Genomic DNA, 18,343 nt, shown 5'->3' with positions numbered 1-18,343 from the left:
CAATAATGGAAAATCAGCAACCGAAAAAAGTTCTTGTTGTAAACGGTCCGAACTTAGGCCGTCTTGGTGTGCGTCAGCCAGACGTTTATGGCAGTCAAGATTTTGAAACTTTGCGCTCGCTTTGCGAAAAGTGGGGAGCGGAGCTTGGACTAAAAGTAGAAGTTCGCCAAAGTGATGATGAAGCGCAAATGGTTCATTGGATGCACGAAGCTGCCGACACGCATACTCCTGTTGTTATGAATCCTGCTGCTTTTACGCACTACAGTTATGCGCTGGCGGATGCGGCTCACATGGTTTTAGACGCTGGAGTGCCGCTGATGGAAGTGCATATTTCTAATCCTTCCGCACGCGATTCTTTCCGCAAAATAAGCGTGATTAGTCCTGTTGCAACCGGCACTATTACTGGCATGGGATTGTACGGTTACAAGCTTGCGATTGAGGCTGTTGCGCACTTAATATAACTTTTTAAGTCGCTTTTAATACAACACCCGAGTCGAGGCTCGAAGATACTATGGAGTTCCATGGTTAGAAGAAAACATGGTAACTCTCAGGAGCATATTACAAAGCATATTTTTGTCACTGGTGGCGTTGTTTCGTCCCTCGGAAAAGGCCTTACTGCATCGTCTTTAGGACGACTTTTGCGAAGCCGCGGCCTTCACGTTTTGCAACAAAAACTCGATCCTTATATCAATGTTGACCCGGGTACAATGAACCCATTCCAGCATGGTGAAGTCTATGTTACGGAAGATGGCGCAGAAACAGATCTTGATATTGGTCATTACGAGCGATTCCTTGATGTTTTCTTAAGTCAAAAGGCGAATGTTACTACGGGTCAGATTTATCAGTCTGTACTTCGTAAGGAGCGCGCTGGTGAATATTTGGGTCAGTGCGTGCAGGTTATTCCGCATATTACTGGTGAAATTAAGTCGCGTATGCGCGCGCAGGCTTCCGATGACGTAGACGTTATTATTACGGAAATCGGCGGCACAGTTGGAGATATTGAATCCCAGCCATTCTTGGAAGCCGCTCGCGAAGTTCGCCGCGATTTAGGTCCAGAAAACTGCATGTTTGTGCACGTTTCTTTGGTTCCTTATATTGCAGCCGCGCACGAGTTGAAAACTAAGCCAACTCAGCATTCTGTAATGATGCTTCGCCAGCTTGGTATTTCTCCAGACGCGCTTGTTTTGCGTTCGGATCGTCCGCTTAATCAGGCTATTAAAGACAAGATTTCGCTTATGTGCGACGTTGACGCCGAAGGCGTTGTAAACTGCGTGGATGCTCCAAGCATTTACGACGTTCCAAAGATTTTGTTCAACGAGGGCTTGGACGCTTACGTTGTTCGTGAGCTTGAGCTTCCATTCCACGATGTTGATTGGAACGAGTGGGAAGATTTGCTTGAGCGCGTGCATCATCCAAAGCATGAGCTAAACATTGCAATCGTTGGCAAGTATATTGATTTGCCAGACGCGTACCTTTCCGTTACGGAGGCCATTAAGGCTGGCGGTTTTGCAAACTGGGCTAAGGTAAACGTGCGCTGGGTTGCTGCCGACAAGTGCGAAACTCAGGAAGGTGCTGCTGCGGCTCTTGACCAAATGGACGGAATGGTAATTCCAGGCGGCTTCGGCATTCGCGGTATTGAAGGTAAGATTGGCGCGCTCCGTTACGCTCGCGAGCACGGTTTGCCAACGCTTGGCCTTTGCCTTGGCTTGCAATCTATGGTTATTGAGTACGCTCGCCACGTTCTCGGTCTTGAGGATGCTAATTCCACAGAGTTCGAAAAGGATTGCGGAGATCCAGTAATCGCAACTATGGAAGAGCAGAAAGATATTGTGGCTGGTAAGGGAGATATGGGTCACACAATGAGACTCGGCTCTTACCCTGCAACACTTGAGGAAGGCTCTATTGTTGCCGAGCTTTACGGTACTACGCATGTTACCGAGCGTCATCGTCACCGTTACGAAGTGAACGTGGCTTATAAGGATCGCCTGCGTGAAGCTGGTTTGCGTATTAGCGGTCAAAGTCCGGACGGTAATTTGACTGAGTTTGTGGAGCTTCCAAAGGAAGTTCACCCATTCTACGTGGCAACTCAGGCTCATCCAGAGTTTAAGTCTCGCCCAACTAAGCCTCATCCACTGTTTGCTGGATTAGTGGCGGCGGCACTGGAACATCAGTCGTCTGCACAAAATAGCAAAGCAGATAAGTAGTATTAAGCCAAGTAAAAACAAGCGGTAAAACTTAGGATTCTTAAGTTTTGCCGCTTTTTGTTTTATTAGATTGTGACAAACATTACGTTTTGTTCGTAACACAGCTATACCAAGAAATCGCATTACGCGGTAACCTTGAATAGGTAAGAAATAGACTAGACAGAATGCAAAAGTAACGTTGGGGAATAGCTTTTGCGATTGCGCTCTAAGGTAAGAGCGTAGCAATGCGTTATGCATGGAGGTGCTATAAGCGTATGAGCGATACTAGCAATATTAGTCATACAAGCGTTACAGCAAATGATGCTAATAATCCAGCAAAAAATAAAGCTGCAGACGTTGAAATGAGCCAGTATGTGGCAGATCGCGCTCGCGTAAACGAAGAGAAAATACGTCAAGACGAGCAGATTGTTGCTGAATTTGGCGATTACAATTACGGCTGGCACGATTCGGATGCTGCAGGCGAGGCTGCAAAAAAGGGTATTGACGAGTCGGTTGTGCGCGCAATTTCCGCAGACAAAAACGAGCCGGAGTGGATGCTAAATCTTCGTTTGCAAGGCTACCGTGCGTTTTTGCAAAAGCCGATGCCGGATTGGGGTGTTGATTTAAGCGGTTTTGACGCCGACGATTTTAAGTATTATGTGCGTCCGGTTCACGATCAAGCGAAAACTTGGGATGATTTGCCGGAAGATATTCGCAAAACTTACGATCGACTCGGCATTCCGGAAGCGGAGAAAAAGCGCTTAGTTTCGGGCGTTGCAGCACAGTATGAGTCGGAAGTTATTTACAATTCGATTCGTGAAGACTTGGCTGCTCAAGGCGTGATTTTTGTTGATACAGATACAGCAGTGCAAAAGTATCCGGAGCTTGTAAAAAAGTATTTCGCAACTGTGATTCCGGTTGACGACAATAAGTTTGCGGCTCTTAACACTGCGGCTTGGAGCGGCGGTTCGTTCGTGTACGTGCCAAAAGGCGTGCATGTGGATATTCCGCTTCAGGCTTACTTCCGCATTAATACGCCGAACATGGGTCAGTTTGAGCGCACGTTGATTATTGCAGACGAAGGCTCGTACGTGCATTATGTTGAAGGTTGCACAGCTCCGATTTATTCCACGGATTCGCTTCATGCTGCAAACGTTGAAATTGTTGTAGAAAAGCATGCGCGCGTGCGCTACACAACAGTGCAAAACTGGTCAAATAACGTGTACAACTTGGTAACTCAACGAGCTTACGTGCGCGAAGGTGGCACAATGGAGTGGGTTGATGGAAACATTGGCTCTAAGGCTACTATGAAGTATCCTGCTTGTATTCTTGCCGAGCCGTACGCAAAAGCAGAAACCATGTCTTTGAGCTTTGCTGGACGCGGACAGTATCAGGATACTGGTGCGAAGATGATTCATTTGGCTCCGCACACGAGTTCTACGATTGTTGCTAAGTCTATTTCGCGCGGCGGCGGGCGTTCTGCTTACCGCGGTCTTGTGAAGATTATTAAAGGTGCTAAAGGCTCGAGTTCGTCGGTTGTGTGCGATGCTTTGCTTGTTGACGATTTTTCGAGGTCGGATACTTATCCGCATGTTGATGTGCGTGAAGACGACGTTTCAATGGCTCACGAAGCCACTGTTTCCAAGGTTTCTGAAGATCAGCTTTTCTATTTGATGAGTCGCGGACTTGAAGAAAAAGAGGCCATGGGCATGATTGTGCGCGGCTTCGTGGAGCCGATTAGCCGCGAGCTGCCGATGGAGTACGCGCTTGAGCTTAATCGCTTAGTTGAGTTGCAAATGGAAGGATCCGTAGGCTGATGAGCGAAGATTTAAAAGAGAATTTAGGCAATAAAATGACGGGAAAAGAAATTACTATTCCTGTAGCAGATCCTAATGATCCTTATGCGGTTCCTGCAGCAATGCCTTCTAGCGCAGACAAATCCGTGCGCTCGTTTAACGTTGAAGATTTTGCGATTCCAACGCGTAAGCAGGAAGATTGGCGATATACTCCAGTTGAGCGAATTTCCGAATTTTTCGAGCGTTTCGAGCCTTCTAATAGTATCCAAGTAACGCTTGAAGGCGTTGGCGGAGCCGCTTTAGATGATTCTTACGTTGGAAGCGACGGTTCCGTAAGTTTGCAAGTAAAGCCGCAAAACGATGCGCCTCACACCGATATGAAGCCGTCTGATCGCGCGGCTGCAGTCGCATGGAACGCGGCGAAGCAAGCGCACGTACTTCACGTATCTGGCGAAATCAAAAAGCCAATCGTGCTAAAAATTCAGGGTAATCTCGCGAATAGCGCAAATGAAAACGCTGTGCAATCACTTGACGCACTGCACTTAGTAATCGAAGCAGATTCTCGCACAAACGCAGATATTATTATCGAACACACCGGCTGCGCAAAACTTGCTGAAGGCGTGGAAATCATACTCGGAAAGCATGCGCACGTTTCTACTACCTTTATTCAAGAGTGGGATTCAGGCAGCAAGCATGTTGGAAATCAGCGTATTCACGTTGGTGAGGGAGCTTCGCTTCGCCACGCTATGGTTACTCTTGGCGGAGATGTTGTGCGCATTCGCATGGATCAGGATTTTGGCGGCGAGCAGGGCGATTTGAACATGCTCGGCATGTATTTTGTGGATCCAGGCGAGCACGTGGAGCACCGCACGATGGTTGTGCATAATTATCCGGAATGCAAGTCCAGAGTCGTGTACAAGGGCGCTTTGGAAGGAAAGGACGCGCATTCGACTTGGGTTGGAAACGCGCTTATTAAGCCGGAAGCTCCTGGCACGGATTCGTACGAATTGAACCGTAATCTAGTGCTCACTCCTGGCGCAATCGCTGATTCTGAGCCGAATTTGGAAATTGAAAACGGAAATATTATTGGTGCCGGTCACGCAAGTTCAGTCGGAAGATTTGACGACGAAGAGCTTTTCTACTTGCAGTCTCGCGGAATTAGTGAGATTGAGGCAAGAAAGCTTGTTGTGCGCGGATTCTTTAACGAGCTGATTGAAGAAATTGGCGTTCCGGAAATTGTTGATCACTTAATGAAGGCTATTGAGCGCCGTCTTGCAAGAACGGAAGAATAGGAGAAAATCATGTCAACTTTGGAAATTAAAGATTTGTACGCTTCTGTAGAAACAAAAGAAGGACGCAAGCAAATCTTAAAAGGCGTAAATCTTACAGTTAATTCTGGCGAAACGCACGCAATTATGGGTCCTAACGGATCTGGAAAGTCTACTCTTGCTTACACTTTGGCAGGGCACCCAAAGTATGAAGTTGATTCCGGTCAGGTGCTTCTCGATGGCGAAGATATTTTGAAAATGACTCCTGACGAGCGTGCAAAAGCCGGACTTTTCCTCGCAATGCAGTACCCAGTAGAGGTACCTGGCGTATCTATGACGAACTTCCTTCGCACTGCAAAAACTGAGGTCGACGGAAAAGCTCCATTTTTAAGAAGCTGGGTGAAAGAACTTAGCGAGGCTATGAAAAAGCTTCGAATGGATCCAAAATTTGCGTCGCGTTCAGTAAACGAAGGCTTCTCCGGCGGCGAAAAGAAGCGTGCGGAAGTTTTGCAATTAGAGCTTTTGAAGCCAAAGTTTGCGATTTTGGACGAAACTGATTCCGGACTTGACGTTGACGCGCTTAGAATCGTATCGGAAGGCGTGAATCGTGCTAAAGAAAACACCGGTTTGGGAATTATGATGGTTACGCATTACACGCGAATCCTCAAATATATTAAGCCGGATATTGTGCACGTTTTTGCGCAAGGTCACTTTGTGAAGACGGCTGGTCCGGAGCTTGCGGACGAGCTGGAAGAAGAAGGATACGACAAGTACTTGCCGGAAGGCGCAACCGAGTCGGCACTGGCTTAAGCGCAGCTTAGGTGATAGCTTAACCTGTTTATGTATTCGTAAAAAATTACGTAAAAGCGTAAAAAATAGCGGTTTAATATGACTGAAGAAAATATTATGCGAGAATTTAGCGATTTGCGCGAACAATTTCCGATTTTGCGTCGCACAGTTCACGGCGCTTCGCTTTACGATACTGTGCACGGAAAACCCTTGATTTACTTGGATTCTGCAGCAACTTCGCAAAAGCCGCAAGTTGTAATCGACGCCGAAAAAGAGTTTTACGAAACAATTAATGCAGGAGTTCACAGGGGGGCGCACGAGTTGGCTGCGCTTTCGACTGTTGCGTTTGAACAAGCGCGTGCTAAAGTTGCGCGTCTTGTTGGAGCGTGTGCTGATGCTGGGCGTGAGGAAATTGTTGTTACTACGGGAGCTACAGGCGCGCTTAATCTTCTCGCAACTGCTATTGGTAACGCTAGTGCTAAGGCAAAAATCTGCAAAAAAGACAGTAGTGATCTGGCTGATTCTAAGAGTGATTTTCGCAAAAATTTCGCTCTTCAAAAAGGTGATGTAATAGTCGTATCTCGCGCGGATCACCATTCTGTTTTGTTACCATTCCAAGAGCTTGCGATTCGCACAGGCGCGGAGCTTCGTTGGATTGACGTAACAGAAGACGGCCGCGTGCGCACGGACGCGGATTATTTGCGCACGATTATTGACGAGCGCACGAAAATCGTTGCAGTTACGCATATTAGCAACGTTACTGGTGCTATTACGGATGTTTCGTCGATTTGCAAGCGCGCTCACGAAGTCGGCGCGATTTTTGTGCTCGACGCATGCCAGTCAGTGCCGCATATTCCGGTTGATTTCCACGCGTTAAACGTTGATTTTGCAGCCTTTAGTGCGCATAAAATGTACGGCCCTACGGGAGTTGGATTCCTGTATGGTCGCCGTGAGCTTTTGGATGCGCTTCCGCCTGCCAATTTCGGCGGCTCAATGGTGGAGCTTGCGTGGCTTAACAAGCCTGCGCAATACATGGATGCGCCTTACCGTTTTGAGGCTGGAACTCAGCCTGTTGCGCAAATGGTTGCGGCCGGAGTTGCTGCGGATTGGTTGCGTGAAATTGGCATGAGCCGAGTAGCAGAGCACGAGCAGGAAATTGCTGCAGAATTGCTAAAATTGAGTGAGATTCCTGGCGTTCGCATTTTGGGGCCGACTGATTTGAGTCAGCGAATTGGCACAGTTGCTTTTGAAGTTGAAGGCGTGCATCCGCATGATGTTGGACAGTTTTTGGACGCGCAGGGTATTGCGATTCGTGTTGGGCATCATTGCGCTCAGCCGATTCACCGTCATTTTGGCGTGTACGCTTCAAACCGCGCTTCCGTTGGCGTTTACAACACAATTGACGAAGCTCGCGCGCTTGTTGAAGCCGTTTCCCACGTTCGCGCCTACTTTGGCGCATAATGTTATTAGTGAGCGAGTTGGATAGTTAGCGAGTTAGTCAAGCAAATTGGCGAGTCAGTATGCATTGTTTTATTCAATAGCTTTATGCCTTGTTTCTTTTAATATGCCTTTTTTAAAGTCAGACCACGAACCAAAAAATTTTTCATCTGTCTTTGTTATGTGTTTATTTTCGTATTTGAGTTTTGTAAGTTCTACCATGCAAATGTAATCTGCTATTTGTGCTAGACGATACTGTGATTGTTTTGCGTATCTGTATATGGTCGCATTTTTTGACAAACTATATTCCATTGCTTTGTGTATTGCATTAACTATTGATTGCTGACCATTGTCATAGTATATTTTTATTTTTTCATATTGTTGCATATATTCCATATTGTCGAATAAAAAATTAATTAAATCTTTGCGCATTGCTGCAGACAATTGACTTGTTGATTCGTATTTTCTGTTTGTGTATACAAAAGTATGGTAATGAATTTCAACGTGCCTGAAGAATATTCTAAATGATTGCAATAATTTTTTTCTTGTAGACATATCTAAACATTTATAATTATCTTTTTTGTTCATAAGAGGTGAGGCATGAAAGGGTATATTAGGAAGTAGTCTTTGTTCGAGTGAGTTTTCGTAAAGTTTTATTGAATAATCTAAATTATTTGATTGGTCATGAAGTACGATAGTTAGTATGTAATAATAGTCTGATAAATTATCGCTGCCTGATTCGTCTATGAATATGCTAAGTTCTCTCATGCTTTCCCCAACTTTTTGACTTATAACCCAACTACACTGATAAGTAAGTAAAACAAAAGCCGGGGAAAACGTCCCCGGCACTTGGAAGCCTTTACAAAAGACCTCTTATAATTGTATCACATATACGACACTATTAAATACTTATTTTCTTGCGGCTATTACTACGATTGTTTAAAAATAATATTTGAAATAATTGAATTTGAAAATATAAAGCATAAACTTGATGAAGTTGATATGTTATTGAAAAAAGTTGTTGAGTTTTCTAATGATGAATCGTTTATTAAAAAATAAGTGATTAAATATTGTTAGCGAGCGAGTTGGATAGTTAGCGAGTTAGGAAGTAGGTAAGGAGTGCGTATGTTTGATATGGGTTTTGGTGCGGGCGCTGGTTTTGGTGCAGGTGCTGGTTTTTCAGATGCGGCTGGTGACGGCTTGGAAAGCATGTATCAAGAAGTGATTTTGGATGCTGCGCGAAATCCGCATGGCAAAACTCATTTTGAAAGCACGGATGCGCTCGCAAAAGCGGAACTGCAGGAAGAATCTCAAGAATCTCAAGAAACTCAAGAATCTCAAGAATCTGCCGAAAATACAGAATCTGCCAACTCTTCTGAAAATAAAAAATCTGCTGAAATCACCCTAAACAATGCGCACGAAAGTTGCGCTGTGGCAATCTTTGCAGAAAACTCAGCTTTAGGTCAATCGCACCAATTCAACCCAACTTGCGGCGACGAAGTAACAATGCGCGTGGAGCTTTCAAATATCGCAAATAATAACGAAACCCCAGTAATTTCAAGCGTTAAGTGGGATGGTCACGGCTGCTCAATTTCGCAAGCAAGCCTTTCGATGATGGTTGATTTGGTCGAAGGAAAGTCGGTTGACGAAGCCTTGCGATTAGACGCGCTTTTCCACAAACTTATGGAATCTCGCGGCGAAGGTCTTAAAAACGAAGATGAGGAAGATGCGCTGGAAGACGCAATGGTTTTGCAAGGTGTATCGCGATACCCAATGCGAATTAAGTGCGCGCTTTTGGCGTGGGAAGGCTTAAAAGACAGCATCGCAAAAGCTTCACAAAACTTGAATCCGCAAATTCTTGGCAGCTTGTAAAATCGAAATTTGGTACAAGCAAAGCAAGGAATATTATGGAAGAAAATAAATCGGCTGTTGAGGTGGCGGCGTCGACACCTTTAAGCGCGAACGATATTGGCAGGGTTACCGAAGAAGATATTAAGGAAGCGCTTCACGATGTTGTCGATCCGGAATTGGGCATTGATGTTGTTGATTTAGGCCTAGTTTATGGCATTGAAATTGACGAGCTGGGTCGCGCGATTCTTACAATGACGCTTACAACTCCGGCTTGCCCGCTTACTGATTTGATTGAGGACGAGTGTGCGAATGCGCTCGCAGGTTTGGTGGAAGAGTTTCGCATTGATTGGACGTGGAAGCCGCGCTGGAGCGTTGAAAACATTAATGAAGACGGTCGCGCGCAGCTTGAGGCGCTTGGCTACAATCTCAACAGTTTGCAGGCGAACTTTGCGGCTGGAATGTATGGTTCTGGGGTAGTTGGGGGCGCTGGTATTCCGCCAACCGCGTGAGTATTTGGTTAACTTGCCGTTTTGTTTTGATAGCAACGTACTAAACAAGTGGGAATTATGGGCGCTGAAATAAAAGCAGTTAGTGCAAACGGAGTCTGTGATATTCGCGATATAAATAGTGTGCGCGAAATAAGTGATGTGCGCGAAAATAGTATTCGCAAGTATGCTTCGCGCGGAATTTCCGACGTTGTTTTTGACTTGCATATGCTGGTGGATTGGGATGCGCGCCGCACTCTGGCCGCGGATTATCCGGATTTTATTGGGGAAGTGCTTTTTAGTTTCGAGCCGGAATGGGGATTTGAGTTTCACGAGTCTTTGCGCGAGGCTGGGTGGAGCTGCGATCAGGCGTTGAATTCGTTTGATGAGCATCACGGCCCTGCGGTTACGTGGCTGTATCGCTTGTATTTTGAGCGTTTCGAGCGCGGTTTTGCAGGCGAGCGCGCGGATGCTTCTGCCGTGGCGCGCGAGTTGATTGCGAACGGCGTGCGCGTGTGGGCGTTGGGTAATGCTTCTTGCGATTGGCTTTGCTGCGCGCGCAAAACTTGCCCAATACTTGGCGAGCTTAACGGCGTTTGTGCATCTTACGAATCGCATTTGCGCAAACCCGACGTAATGCTTTACCGCGCGTTTTTGCAACAAGCCGGTCTTTCCGCTTCCTCCACGCTTTTTCTCGAAGGCGACTTTCGCGCCGCTTCTGCAGCCTCGCTGATCTATTCTTAATCAGCATCCTTAATCGGCATTCTAATCTGCGCGCGCTCGGCTGAATCAAAGTTATCGCTATGAGTCTATAGTTAACTTTTACTTGTATTCGTGCGTTATTTATATAATAATAAAGCACAAAAGCAAGTTTTTAATAAGCTTTTGTTATTCGTAAAATGGTTCGAGCAGGTTGGTATGTGATGGTAAAAGTAACAGCAAATCAAAAGATAACAAATATTAGTGCGATTAAAGAAATTGTTAAGAAAAATAACGGTATCATCACAGCAAAAGAAGTTTCTTCCGCAGGAATTGACTCTTGGTATCTAACTAGCATGGTCAAAAATAATGATTTGGAAAGAGTTGCGCGCGGTGTGTATTTTGATAGCAATTCAAATAATTACGATGAACTTTATTTTTTCCAACTTCGCAATAAAGCTTGCATATACTCTTACCAAACTGCTTTGTATTTGCATAATCTTACAGATCGCATGCCGTTTATAAACGAAGTTACGGTATGTCAGGGTTATAACACATGGCGTATAAAAAATGATGTTGAAGTGCATCAAATTAGGAAAGAATGGTATAAAATTGGCGTTACAAGGGTGCGCACAATTATTGGTAATTATGTGATGTCTTGTGATATGGAGCGCACTATCTGCGATTTGGTTAGAAATCGTAGGTGTCAGGATTCAGAGATATTTGGTAAGGCTTTGCGTGCGTATGTGAGGAATCCTAATAAAAACGTACATAGATTGCGCGAATATGCCAAACAATTTGGTATTCTTCGGCAAGTTGACGATATTTTGGAGATTCTCGATGAATAACAGTAGTAATAAAAGTACTGCAATTAGAGATAGTGTTACGCAGCGTTTGCGTAATACACAAAAGCATTGTTCGTGAGGGTAAAACCAGCACGAAAGTGTGCGATAATTCGATCAAAACTACGCATGGTATTTTAAATTCATAAATTCATAATCTACAATTCATGTACATTTTGTATAGTTTAATTTATGTTTGCTTATATAGACGATTCTGGTGACTCTGGGTTTAAATACGACAGAGGTTCGACGAGATATGTCGTGATAGCAGCGTGTATTTTCGATACTATTGAAGACATTACTCATGCTTGGAAGTTGATGGAAACAGCAAGGTGTGAGGAACAAAATGGTGAATTCTTTCATAAGTATGATCGAGAATTTAAATATAATAAAACGCATCCTAAGCTTAAAGATGTGTTTTTTGATTGCATGAAATTAGCCAATTATCACGTACGAGTAATTATTGCAGACAAAACTAAAATTCGTAGTAAAAATTTATTAAGTAATCCTAGGCTACTAAAAAGTTATATGATACGTCAGCTTTTTACGCACACATTTGGGGCGGTCAAGGAATGTATTTTGTATATTGATGGGCAGGATACTCGCGCTTTTTCTATTCCTGATGCAGATTATCTAATGAATATAGTTAATAAAGTATGTCCAGGAACATTAAGTAAGGTTGATTTTGTTGATTCAAAAACCAATCCAATGATTCAATTGGCGGATATGACCGCTGGAGCTGTTCGCGCAAAATTAGAAACTGGTAACCAAAAAGCATTAGCGCATTTTAATACTTTTGCTTATAGGACTAATAAGCCATTTGGAACTTATTGGGTGTTTACAGATGACAAATAAAATTTTGCTAATCTGCAAAATTTTTTGCCGCAAATAACAGATAACTTCTGTACTGATTTCGAAAAGAACAGATAAAAAATTATAGTCCCTCTATTCATTACGTTATGTAAAGAAACGCACACCAGCGGGTGACTATTCGAGGGACTACCTAAAATTGTATCAAATTAAAATAACGTTAGCAACATACTGTAGTTTGTGTTGCTGTAACTGTCTGGCATTTTGAAGGAGCTTGAAATGTGTTATGCAATTATTAGGCTCAGGCAATGTGCTTAGGCGGGTCGTTGTTCTATCTCAGCCGCTTCGAGTGAATCGTAGCCATACATGCGCACAGTATTCGCGATTATCATTTGCGTAAGATTTAGATTTTCCGCGCGCAAGTTATTCACAAAACGCTGGTATTTTGCGAAAGTTGCGTCAGAATACGTGCTTAATTCGCCTCGCAAATACGTTTCAAAAGACGTATTTTCTGCCGTATCTTCGCTAGTTTTAAGCACGCGCATCGCAAGACCTAAATGCGGGTAGCGCTCGCGAAAATCCGCAGCCCACTCAACTTGCGTTAAAATAATCTGCTCCTGCGAACTTTTTCTAGGCTCTAAAATCGGCTTAATATAAGGCTTAATCGTGCGCTCAAAAATTTCCGGCGCAGTAGACTCCATCATTCGCGCATACTTTTCCGTAATCAAATTGCGGCCACCGCTATTCGCACGCTCAAGATCCTGCTTATAAGACTCTTGCAAATTGAGCGGCCACGCCAAAAACTGACTCACGCGCATAATGTGAAAAGTCGGCCAGTTTCCTTGACAATTCGCGCGTCCGCCTTCGTTTTGCGTAAGCTGAAACTGATCCCACTCGAGTTTTGTAATTTCTTCCGCAAGCTTTTCTGATCTTGGATTTTGCGCTTTCTGATTTTGCGCTTTCGTTGCCAATAAATCACACATCATAAGCTCCTTAAGCACACAGCGCGCGAATTAATATGCGCTTCAACATACGGCCGCTGCCATTCCAAAAAAGTTTCGCCGCAATCGCTTAAGCCCTCGTATTGCAACTCGCGCACAATATCCTCGCAAATACTGTCAATTATTTGCGTAACTTGCTTTTGCGCAATTCCCGCTCCTTTGCCACCTTCTCCAAAACCGTCGCCGCCGGAGCCGTCGCCACCAAAGCAAGCAGCGGAAGAAAGTCGCATTACTGACTCAAGTTTGCCGCACACTTCCGGAAGCCTGGAAGCCATGCGATTGCTTAGCTTTCGCAATGCCTCAAACTGCCACTTGTAGTAAGGCAAGTAGCCTGCGGTTACGGGATTGTTGAGCAGAAAAACGAGGGAAGCGGTTGCGCGCACGAATTCGTTTATAGAAAGCCACGCGGCGGATGCATCTTTGCGAGCTATCATGCGTTGGAAATTGTATTGGCCGGCTTGTGAAATCATGCCAAGTCTTCTGGAGATTAGTGAGATTCGCACGTCGTCCGGCATGAGTTTGAAGCTTTGCCGAGCTTTTGAGAACTCTCCAAGTGGGTCCGCGAAAATTTTTCCGTTCGTAGCTGCTGCAAGCGTTGACTCATCTAAGGACAGCCATAAATGCGGCTCGTTTTCGCTTGGGGCAGTGGGGAAGCCGGTTAGATTTTCGAAAAATTCGCTTATGCGAAATACTCCGACGCGCTTGCTGCTTTCGCAAGATTTGGCGCGCGGCGTTTCGCTGCGAGATTCAAAATCGGCGTATTTCTTCGGAAGTGCGTTGTAAGCGTTTTGCAAATCCGCGCCGATTTTCGCGTAATCTTCGTCGGTGAGCCACAAGCAGAAGCCGGGACCAAAATCGTGGTCGCGCGAAATCTCGTCGTCAAAACCGTAACATTCCGAACCGTGACCAACTAATCCTGCAGCTATGCGATTTTTGTACATCGCAAATTTTGGCTGATCGAGTAACGACTTTCCGTAAGTTTGCCAGTATGATTGCGATAGTTGCATGCCGGTTGTTATTTTTGGATTATTTTCTGTTTTTACAGTTTTGATTGATTTTATGGTTTTATTTGACTCTGGCTGTTGCTCATCGGTTGCTTGCGACTTTTCCGAATCGTATTGAATCACATTCGCCGCGCCACTCGCCGTAACTTTTTCTGCTAACTTGCGTGTCTGCTGCAAATTTTCCGCTGTAATCGCGTAAGATTCGCTATCTTTTCCGTAACATTTCGCAATCAAATCAAGCGCTTTACTGTAACTTTCCGCCGCCTGAGCGTACTCGCCGCGCGCGCACTGAACTTGCGCAAAACCTGCCAAAGCAGAAGCGTAGTGCGGTTGATTTTCGTTATTTCCAGCGACGTACATGCGAACGCTGGTCGAGGCGTGATTAAAAGCGGATTCAAGAGTTGCGGATTTGCTGTTTGTGCTGGTGTTGGGATGTGAGCACTCCTGCAACATAGCAAGCGCAATATTCGTGTGCGTAGCGGCAATATCGATGTCGTGATCAGGATCTGTGCTCGTATTTTGCAAAATCTCAAGCGCCTGATTAAGCTCATCAATTGCTTCACTCGTGTTACCTGTTTCGCTATAAAGCATTGAAAGATTGTTGTGAAGGGCAGCGAGTTTTCTATCGTTTGGTTTTAGTGTTTTCGATGATTCTTTAATAGCTTGAGAATATATTTCTGCTGCGCGCTCGTAGCTGCCAGCCGCGCGAAGGCTTGTGGCGGCGTTGATTAGCGTGGTCGTGCCGGCTTCGGTGCCAGCTATGCGCATGGAATCGGCCAGATTTAGAGCGCGATTTATGATTGACTGATTTTTTGCGTGTTCGCCGCGCGAACGGTAAAATCCCATGATTTCGTTGAGAATTGAAAGCTGCAGGGAATTGGTTTGCGCGGTTTTTGTGGTTGATGCGGTTTCTTCGGTTGCTGCATTTTCCGCGGTTTCTTGTTGCGCCTTTGCATCTGCCGCGACTTCGGAATTCACCTGTGTTTCGGCAAGTTTTCGCAAAAGGTACGATTCAATTGCTTCCGCGCCCGCGTGATTCGCGAACATTTCGTCAAGCTCGCTATAAAATTGCGCAGCGTTCTGCATCAAAGCCCCCTTGCTATTGCGCTCTTCAATCAATCGACTTCAACTTTACAGCCACGTAAAGAAACTGCCGTAATCTTCTCGAGAAGCGACAAAAACTTTGCGCGCGCTAACTTATTTTTTGCGCTGCTCTTTCGTTTTTTTTTTACTGGCTAGCATAAATATTGAGAGTGTGTATTTTGCTGATTGAACAGGAAGATAAATGAGCAATAAGAGTGTGAAGAATAAAAGCGGGATTTATAAAATTGTGGCCATCTGCGCGTCTGTGATTTCGTCAGTAACAATGACGTTGCCAACAATCACAAGCGCAGTCGGTATGATTGGCACATCGCGCACTTCTTCCGCGATTTCCGGCGCTACTGCTCCCAAATCCTCAAAAAATGCCGCGCGTTCGGCGGGTGCGGGTTCGGGGAGGGCTTCGGCTTCAAGTACTGCTACTTCGACTCGGTCTGCTGATGATGCAGATGACAAAGAATGGATTAAACTACCTGGTCGTAATCTTAAGTGGCTTATTATTGCTGGTACGTGGGATACGATACATCTGAGACCTATTGATCCAAAGAAGCCTGTTTATGGTGGGAATACTGGATATGGTACGGGTTCAGGTAAGTTCGATAGTATTTTCGGAACTTCGGATGGAAATTATAGTGGACCTGGCTTTGATGCTCTTAAGAATCAAATAAAAACTATTGTCATAGATGAAGATATGACATTAGATGGTGCAGAAAGTATGTTCCAAGGATACGCTGGTCTTCAAAAAGTAGTTGGTTTGGACCATATAAAATTTGCGGATGATATCAAAGACAACTCATTACAATCAATGTTCGCAGAATGCACAAACCTTGAAACTGTTGATGGAATTACGAATTGGGATATGAGCAGCATTACTAATACCAGTTTTATGTTTGCGAATGATAAAAAACTTAAAAACATTGATTTAAGTGGTTGGCAAAACGTTAAGATTAAAAATGCTTGGGCGATGTTCTATGAGTGCAATAGTTTAACTAGTGCCAAGTTGTTTAAAGCAAATTCTGGTACTTTAGCAGATATCAGTCAATTATTCCAAAACGATATTAACCTCACTAGTGTAACAGGTTTAGATAACTGGGATACTAAAAGCGTTAGAGATATGTCTTTAGTGTTTGCAAACAATCAAAGTTTGGAAGCTGTTGCGGGTGTTGAAAAATGGAATACTAGCAGCGTTAAGACTATGTACGGCATGTTTTACAATACTCAAAGTTTGAAAACTATTGCGGGCATTGACAAGTGGAATACGAGTAGCGTTATAGATATGTCTGCAATGTTTTTGCGAAGCGGAGTTAAGTCTTTAGATTTAAGTAAGTGGAAGTTCCCACAAGGGTCAGTTAAACATGGAAAGGAAGATCCTTGTTCTGCAACTTCCGACATGTTTAAAAATTCTGGACTAAGAGATCTTACGTTGCCTACGGATGCTAATAATAAAAATACTTCCATTTTTCCTGATGGCATATGGCGTAAATCCAAGGGTAAATCTGCTGTTAAACCTGGGGAAAATATTGATTTGGTAGCTAATGATTATGAGTCGAAGACTGGCTACATTCGTTGGGTTCGCGATTATATTAAAGTTACATTTAACAGCAAAGTTGGGAACGCTGAAAATCCTAATAACACAATTACCTGTATTACTGACGCATTGCAAGGTCAAAATCATACGTTAGGTAGGAATAATACGTTAGGTAAGAATACAGAGTTTGTGAATTGCACGCATAAATACACTCCTAGTAAAGATCTTCAACTAAGCGGTAACCCTGCTAACAAAGATGCTGATAAAGAAAAACTAGCCTTGCAGGCGGAAGATCTTGGTTTAACTTACACTGCTAAACTTATTCGCGAATCTAAGAATAGTAAGATTGATGTGTTGGAGAATCTTCTTAAAGAAGCTGATAATTCTCGCTATAAATCAACCATGACTTTTGATGAGATTAGAAAGTCTCTTGGAATTGTTGATGGGGATACAGTTAAGTGGCAGAGATTGCTGAATCCAATATTCACCAATATTGATTATAAAATTATTAATAAAAATCCAATATTTATGAAGAACACTGGTTCTGCTGTAGATGGGAACGTACCAACAAGTAATTTGCTCAAAAATCAGAAAAATCCTTCATATATCCAAGATAAAGATATTAAAGATGCGGTTATACATTCGCTTTTTGACATCACTTTTACGGCTGATGTAAAGCACAAGCCAAAGCCAAAGCCGCCTGTTCCACCAACGCCGCCAACGCCACCGCAGCCAGAACCGCAACCGCAACCGCAGCCGCAGCCTGGCCCGCAACCTTCGCCAACACCGACTCCGACGCCGAATCCAGATTTGAATATTAATCCGGATTTTACTCCGGATTCGAACCCGGATTCAAATCCATTTAATCCGCTTGATAACGAGCCTGATAATGTGCCTCAGAACGCGCCGCAGAATCCGCTTCAATCAATTCAAAACGCTGATGCAGAAAATAACGCGCTTCGTCGTGGGGTGGCCAATCGTAATCGCAATAATCTCGCTAATCGCACTAATAACGCCAATTCCGGCGCGCAAAAGCAGTTAAATGGCAACGACGGGACTTGCAAATGTGTGTGCCCAACTTCGCCATCTGACGCAAATTCGCGCAATTCCGCCGGCTCGGCAAAAAAGTCGGAAAATAACGCTGCGTCTTATCAAAACGGTAATAAGTATTCGTGGTTAGAAAATGGCGGATTGGTTGCTGGTCTGATTGCTGGATTGATTGTGTCGTGGCTGATTATGCTGATTATCGGCTTTGCCTTGGGATACAAGATGAGGAAGAAGCGCGACGAGAAGCAGATTGTTGAAGAGTAGCAGATTGTCAGCGTGCTTATAGCGTGCTTATAGTGTGCTTGCGTGCGAAAATCCGACCGAAACTGCTCAGCTGTGAGTAGTTTATGTCGTTTTTACGGAAGATTCCGACCGAAACTGCTCAGCTGTGAGTAGTTTATGTCGCTTTTCAGCCAGATTCCGACCAAAACAGCGCACGCGTGAGTAGTTTATGTCGCGCGCTCGCTCCTGCGTGCTGCGTTGGTAACGAATTTCCGGCAAATAT

15 protein-coding genes are annotated in these 18,343 nt (G+C 44.4%); 12 read left to right on the top strand and 3 right to left on the bottom strand.

Going from position 1 to position 18,343, the window contains the following annotated elements:
- Nucleotides 1-5: 5 nt before the first annotated feature.
- The 6 genes from aroQ to CGSMWGV1500E_RS01685 all read left to right on the top strand — a co-directional run bounded on the left by aroQ (nt 6) and on the right by CGSMWGV1500E_RS01685 (nt 7,497).
- Nucleotides 6-461 carry a type II 3-dehydroquinate dehydratase gene (aroQ, locus tag CGSMWGV1500E_RS01660; RefSeq protein WP_004128837.1) on the top strand — a complete coding sequence of 152 codons (456 nt, stop codon included), beginning with the start codon at nt 6-8 and terminating at the stop codon, nt 459-461.
- Between the two features lie 60 nt (nt 462-521).
- Entirely contained in the window at nt 522-2,204 is a 1,683-nt protein-coding gene (locus CGSMWGV1500E_RS01665) for a CTP synthase (RefSeq protein WP_004128835.1), read from the top strand.
- A gap of 254 nt (nt 2,205-2,458) precedes the next feature.
- Nucleotides 2,459-4,000 (top strand): Fe-S cluster assembly protein SufB, encoded by a 1,542-nt coding sequence (gene sufB / locus CGSMWGV1500E_RS01670; protein ID WP_004128833.1) that lies wholly within the window; start codon nt 2,459-2,461, stop codon nt 3,998-4,000.
- Complete coding sequence (gene sufD, locus CGSMWGV1500E_RS01675) at nt 4,000-5,271, top strand: Fe-S cluster assembly protein SufD (protein ID WP_004128830.1); 1,272 nt, start codon at nt 4,000-4,002, stop codon at nt 5,269-5,271. The genes sufB and sufD overlap by 1 nt, the downstream gene beginning before the upstream one ends.
- Nucleotides 5,272-5,280: 9 nt before the next feature.
- On the top strand, nt 5,281-6,057 hold the full coding sequence (sufC, locus tag CGSMWGV1500E_RS01680) for a Fe-S cluster assembly ATPase SufC (protein WP_004128824.1): 777 nt from the start codon (nt 5,281-5,283) through the stop codon (nt 6,055-6,057).
- Nucleotides 6,058-6,153: 96 nt separating this feature from the next.
- On the top strand, nt 6,154-7,497 hold the full coding sequence (locus tag CGSMWGV1500E_RS01685; RefSeq protein ID WP_004128822.1) for a SufS family cysteine desulfurase: 1,344 nt from the start codon (nt 6,154-6,156) through the stop codon (nt 7,495-7,497).
- Nucleotides 7,498-7,566: 69 nt separating this feature from the next.
- Here CGSMWGV1500E_RS01685 and CGSMWGV1500E_RS01690 read toward each other — a convergent pair whose 3' ends face one another.
- Nucleotides 7,567-8,241 carry a DUF3800 domain-containing protein gene (locus CGSMWGV1500E_RS01690; protein ID WP_004128820.1) on the bottom strand — a complete coding sequence of 225 codons (675 nt, stop codon included), beginning with the start codon at nt 8,239-8,241 and terminating at the stop codon, nt 7,567-7,569.
- Between the two features lie 357 nt (nt 8,242-8,598).
- On the opposite strand from CGSMWGV1500E_RS01690, the gene sufU reads away from it, so the two are divergent.
- The 5 genes from sufU to CGSMWGV1500E_RS01715 all read left to right on the top strand — a co-directional run bounded on the left by sufU (nt 8,599) and on the right by CGSMWGV1500E_RS01715 (nt 12,205).
- Nucleotides 8,599-9,345, top strand: a complete 747-nt coding sequence (sufU, locus tag CGSMWGV1500E_RS01695; RefSeq protein ID WP_004128817.1) for a Fe-S cluster assembly sulfur transfer protein SufU — start codon at nt 8,599-8,601, stop codon at nt 9,343-9,345.
- Between the two features lie 35 nt (nt 9,346-9,380).
- A complete protein-coding gene (locus tag CGSMWGV1500E_RS01700; protein WP_004128816.1) occupies nt 9,381-9,833 on the top strand; it encodes a metal-sulfur cluster assembly factor in 453 nt (150 codons plus the stop codon).
- Between the two features lie 57 nt (nt 9,834-9,890).
- Nucleotides 9,891-10,553: an HAD family hydrolase gene (locus tag CGSMWGV1500E_RS01705; protein ID WP_004128814.1), complete on the top strand. Its 663-nt coding sequence runs from the start codon at nt 9,891-9,893 to the stop codon at nt 10,551-10,553.
- 179 nt (nt 10,554-10,732) lie between these two features.
- Nucleotides 10,733-11,356 (top strand): type IV toxin-antitoxin system AbiEi family antitoxin domain-containing protein, encoded by a 624-nt coding sequence (locus tag CGSMWGV1500E_RS01710; RefSeq protein WP_004128812.1) that lies wholly within the window; start codon nt 10,733-10,735, stop codon nt 11,354-11,356.
- Between the two features lie 186 nt (nt 11,357-11,542).
- Nucleotides 11,543-12,205 (top strand): DUF3800 domain-containing protein, encoded by a 663-nt coding sequence (locus CGSMWGV1500E_RS01715; protein WP_080572233.1) that lies wholly within the window; start codon nt 11,543-11,545, stop codon nt 12,203-12,205.
- A 269-nt stretch (nt 12,206-12,474) separates the two neighbouring features.
- On the opposite strand, the gene CGSMWGV1500E_RS01720 is transcribed toward CGSMWGV1500E_RS01715, so the two are convergent.
- Together CGSMWGV1500E_RS01720 and CGSMWGV1500E_RS01725 are read right to left on the bottom strand one after the other, a co-directional pair.
- Entirely contained in the window at nt 12,475-13,146 is a 672-nt protein-coding gene (locus CGSMWGV1500E_RS01720) for a DUF4125 family protein (RefSeq protein WP_329503494.1), read from the bottom strand.
- Nucleotides 13,143-15,251: a DUF4037 domain-containing protein gene (locus CGSMWGV1500E_RS01725; protein WP_004128806.1), complete on the bottom strand. Its 2,109-nt coding sequence runs from the start codon at nt 15,249-15,251 to the stop codon at nt 13,143-13,145. Before CGSMWGV1500E_RS01725 ends, CGSMWGV1500E_RS01720 begins: the two co-directional genes overlap by 4 nt.
- 199 nt (nt 15,252-15,450) lie before the next feature.
- Between CGSMWGV1500E_RS01725 and CGSMWGV1500E_RS01730 the strand changes: the two genes are divergently transcribed.
- The gene (locus CGSMWGV1500E_RS01730; protein WP_004128804.1) at nt 15,451-18,102 is read left to right on the top strand and encodes a BspA family leucine-rich repeat surface protein; all 2,652 of its coding nucleotides are present in this window, start codon (nt 15,451-15,453) and stop codon (nt 18,100-18,102) included.
- Nucleotides 18,103-18,343 lie beyond the last annotated feature (241 nt).

Origin of the sequence: Gardnerella vaginalis 1500E (assembly GCF_000263595.1) — a bacterium.
In the GTDB taxonomy this organism is placed as follows: Bacteria; Actinomycetota; Actinomycetes; order Actinomycetales; family Bifidobacteriaceae; genus Bifidobacterium; species Bifidobacterium vaginale_E.
This window is presented reverse-complemented; position numbering and strand designations above follow the sequence as displayed.

Coding starts and splice junctions, on each gene's coding strand:
- aroQ (WP_004128837.1), top strand. CDS start 6: ATGGAAAATCAGCAACCGAAAAAAGTTCTTGTTGTAAACGGTCCGAAC.
- CGSMWGV1500E_RS01665 (WP_004128835.1), top strand. CDS start 522: ATGGTTAGAAGAAAACATGGTAACTCTCAGGAGCATATTACAAAGCAT.
- sufB (WP_004128833.1), top strand. CDS start 2,459: ATGAGCGATACTAGCAATATTAGTCATACAAGCGTTACAGCAAATGAT.
- sufD (WP_004128830.1), top strand. CDS start 4,000: ATGAGCGAAGATTTAAAAGAGAATTTAGGCAATAAAATGACGGGAAAA.
- sufC (WP_004128824.1), top strand. CDS start 5,281: ATGTCAACTTTGGAAATTAAAGATTTGTACGCTTCTGTAGAAACAAAA.
- CGSMWGV1500E_RS01685 (WP_004128822.1), top strand. CDS start 6,154: ATGCGAGAATTTAGCGATTTGCGCGAACAATTTCCGATTTTGCGTCGC.
- CGSMWGV1500E_RS01690 (WP_004128820.1), bottom strand. CDS start 8,241: ATGAGAGAACTTAGCATATTCATAGACGAATCAGGCAGCGATAATTTA.
- sufU (WP_004128817.1), top strand. CDS start 8,599: ATGTTTGATATGGGTTTTGGTGCGGGCGCTGGTTTTGGTGCAGGTGCT.
- CGSMWGV1500E_RS01700 (WP_004128816.1), top strand. CDS start 9,381: ATGGAAGAAAATAAATCGGCTGTTGAGGTGGCGGCGTCGACACCTTTA.
- CGSMWGV1500E_RS01705 (WP_004128814.1), top strand. CDS start 9,891: ATGGGCGCTGAAATAAAAGCAGTTAGTGCAAACGGAGTCTGTGATATT.
- CGSMWGV1500E_RS01710 (WP_004128812.1), top strand. CDS start 10,733: ATGGTAAAAGTAACAGCAAATCAAAAGATAACAAATATTAGTGCGATT.
- CGSMWGV1500E_RS01715 (WP_080572233.1), top strand. CDS start 11,543: ATGTTTGCTTATATAGACGATTCTGGTGACTCTGGGTTTAAATACGAC.
- CGSMWGV1500E_RS01720 (WP_329503494.1), bottom strand. CDS start 13,146: ATGATGTGTGATTTATTGGCAACGAAAGCGCAAAATCAGAAAGCGCAA.
- CGSMWGV1500E_RS01725 (WP_004128806.1), bottom strand. CDS start 15,251: ATGCAGAACGCTGCGCAATTTTATAGCGAGCTTGACGAAATGTTCGCG.
- CGSMWGV1500E_RS01730 (WP_004128804.1), top strand. CDS start 15,451: ATGAGCAATAAGAGTGTGAAGAATAAAAGCGGGATTTATAAAATTGTG.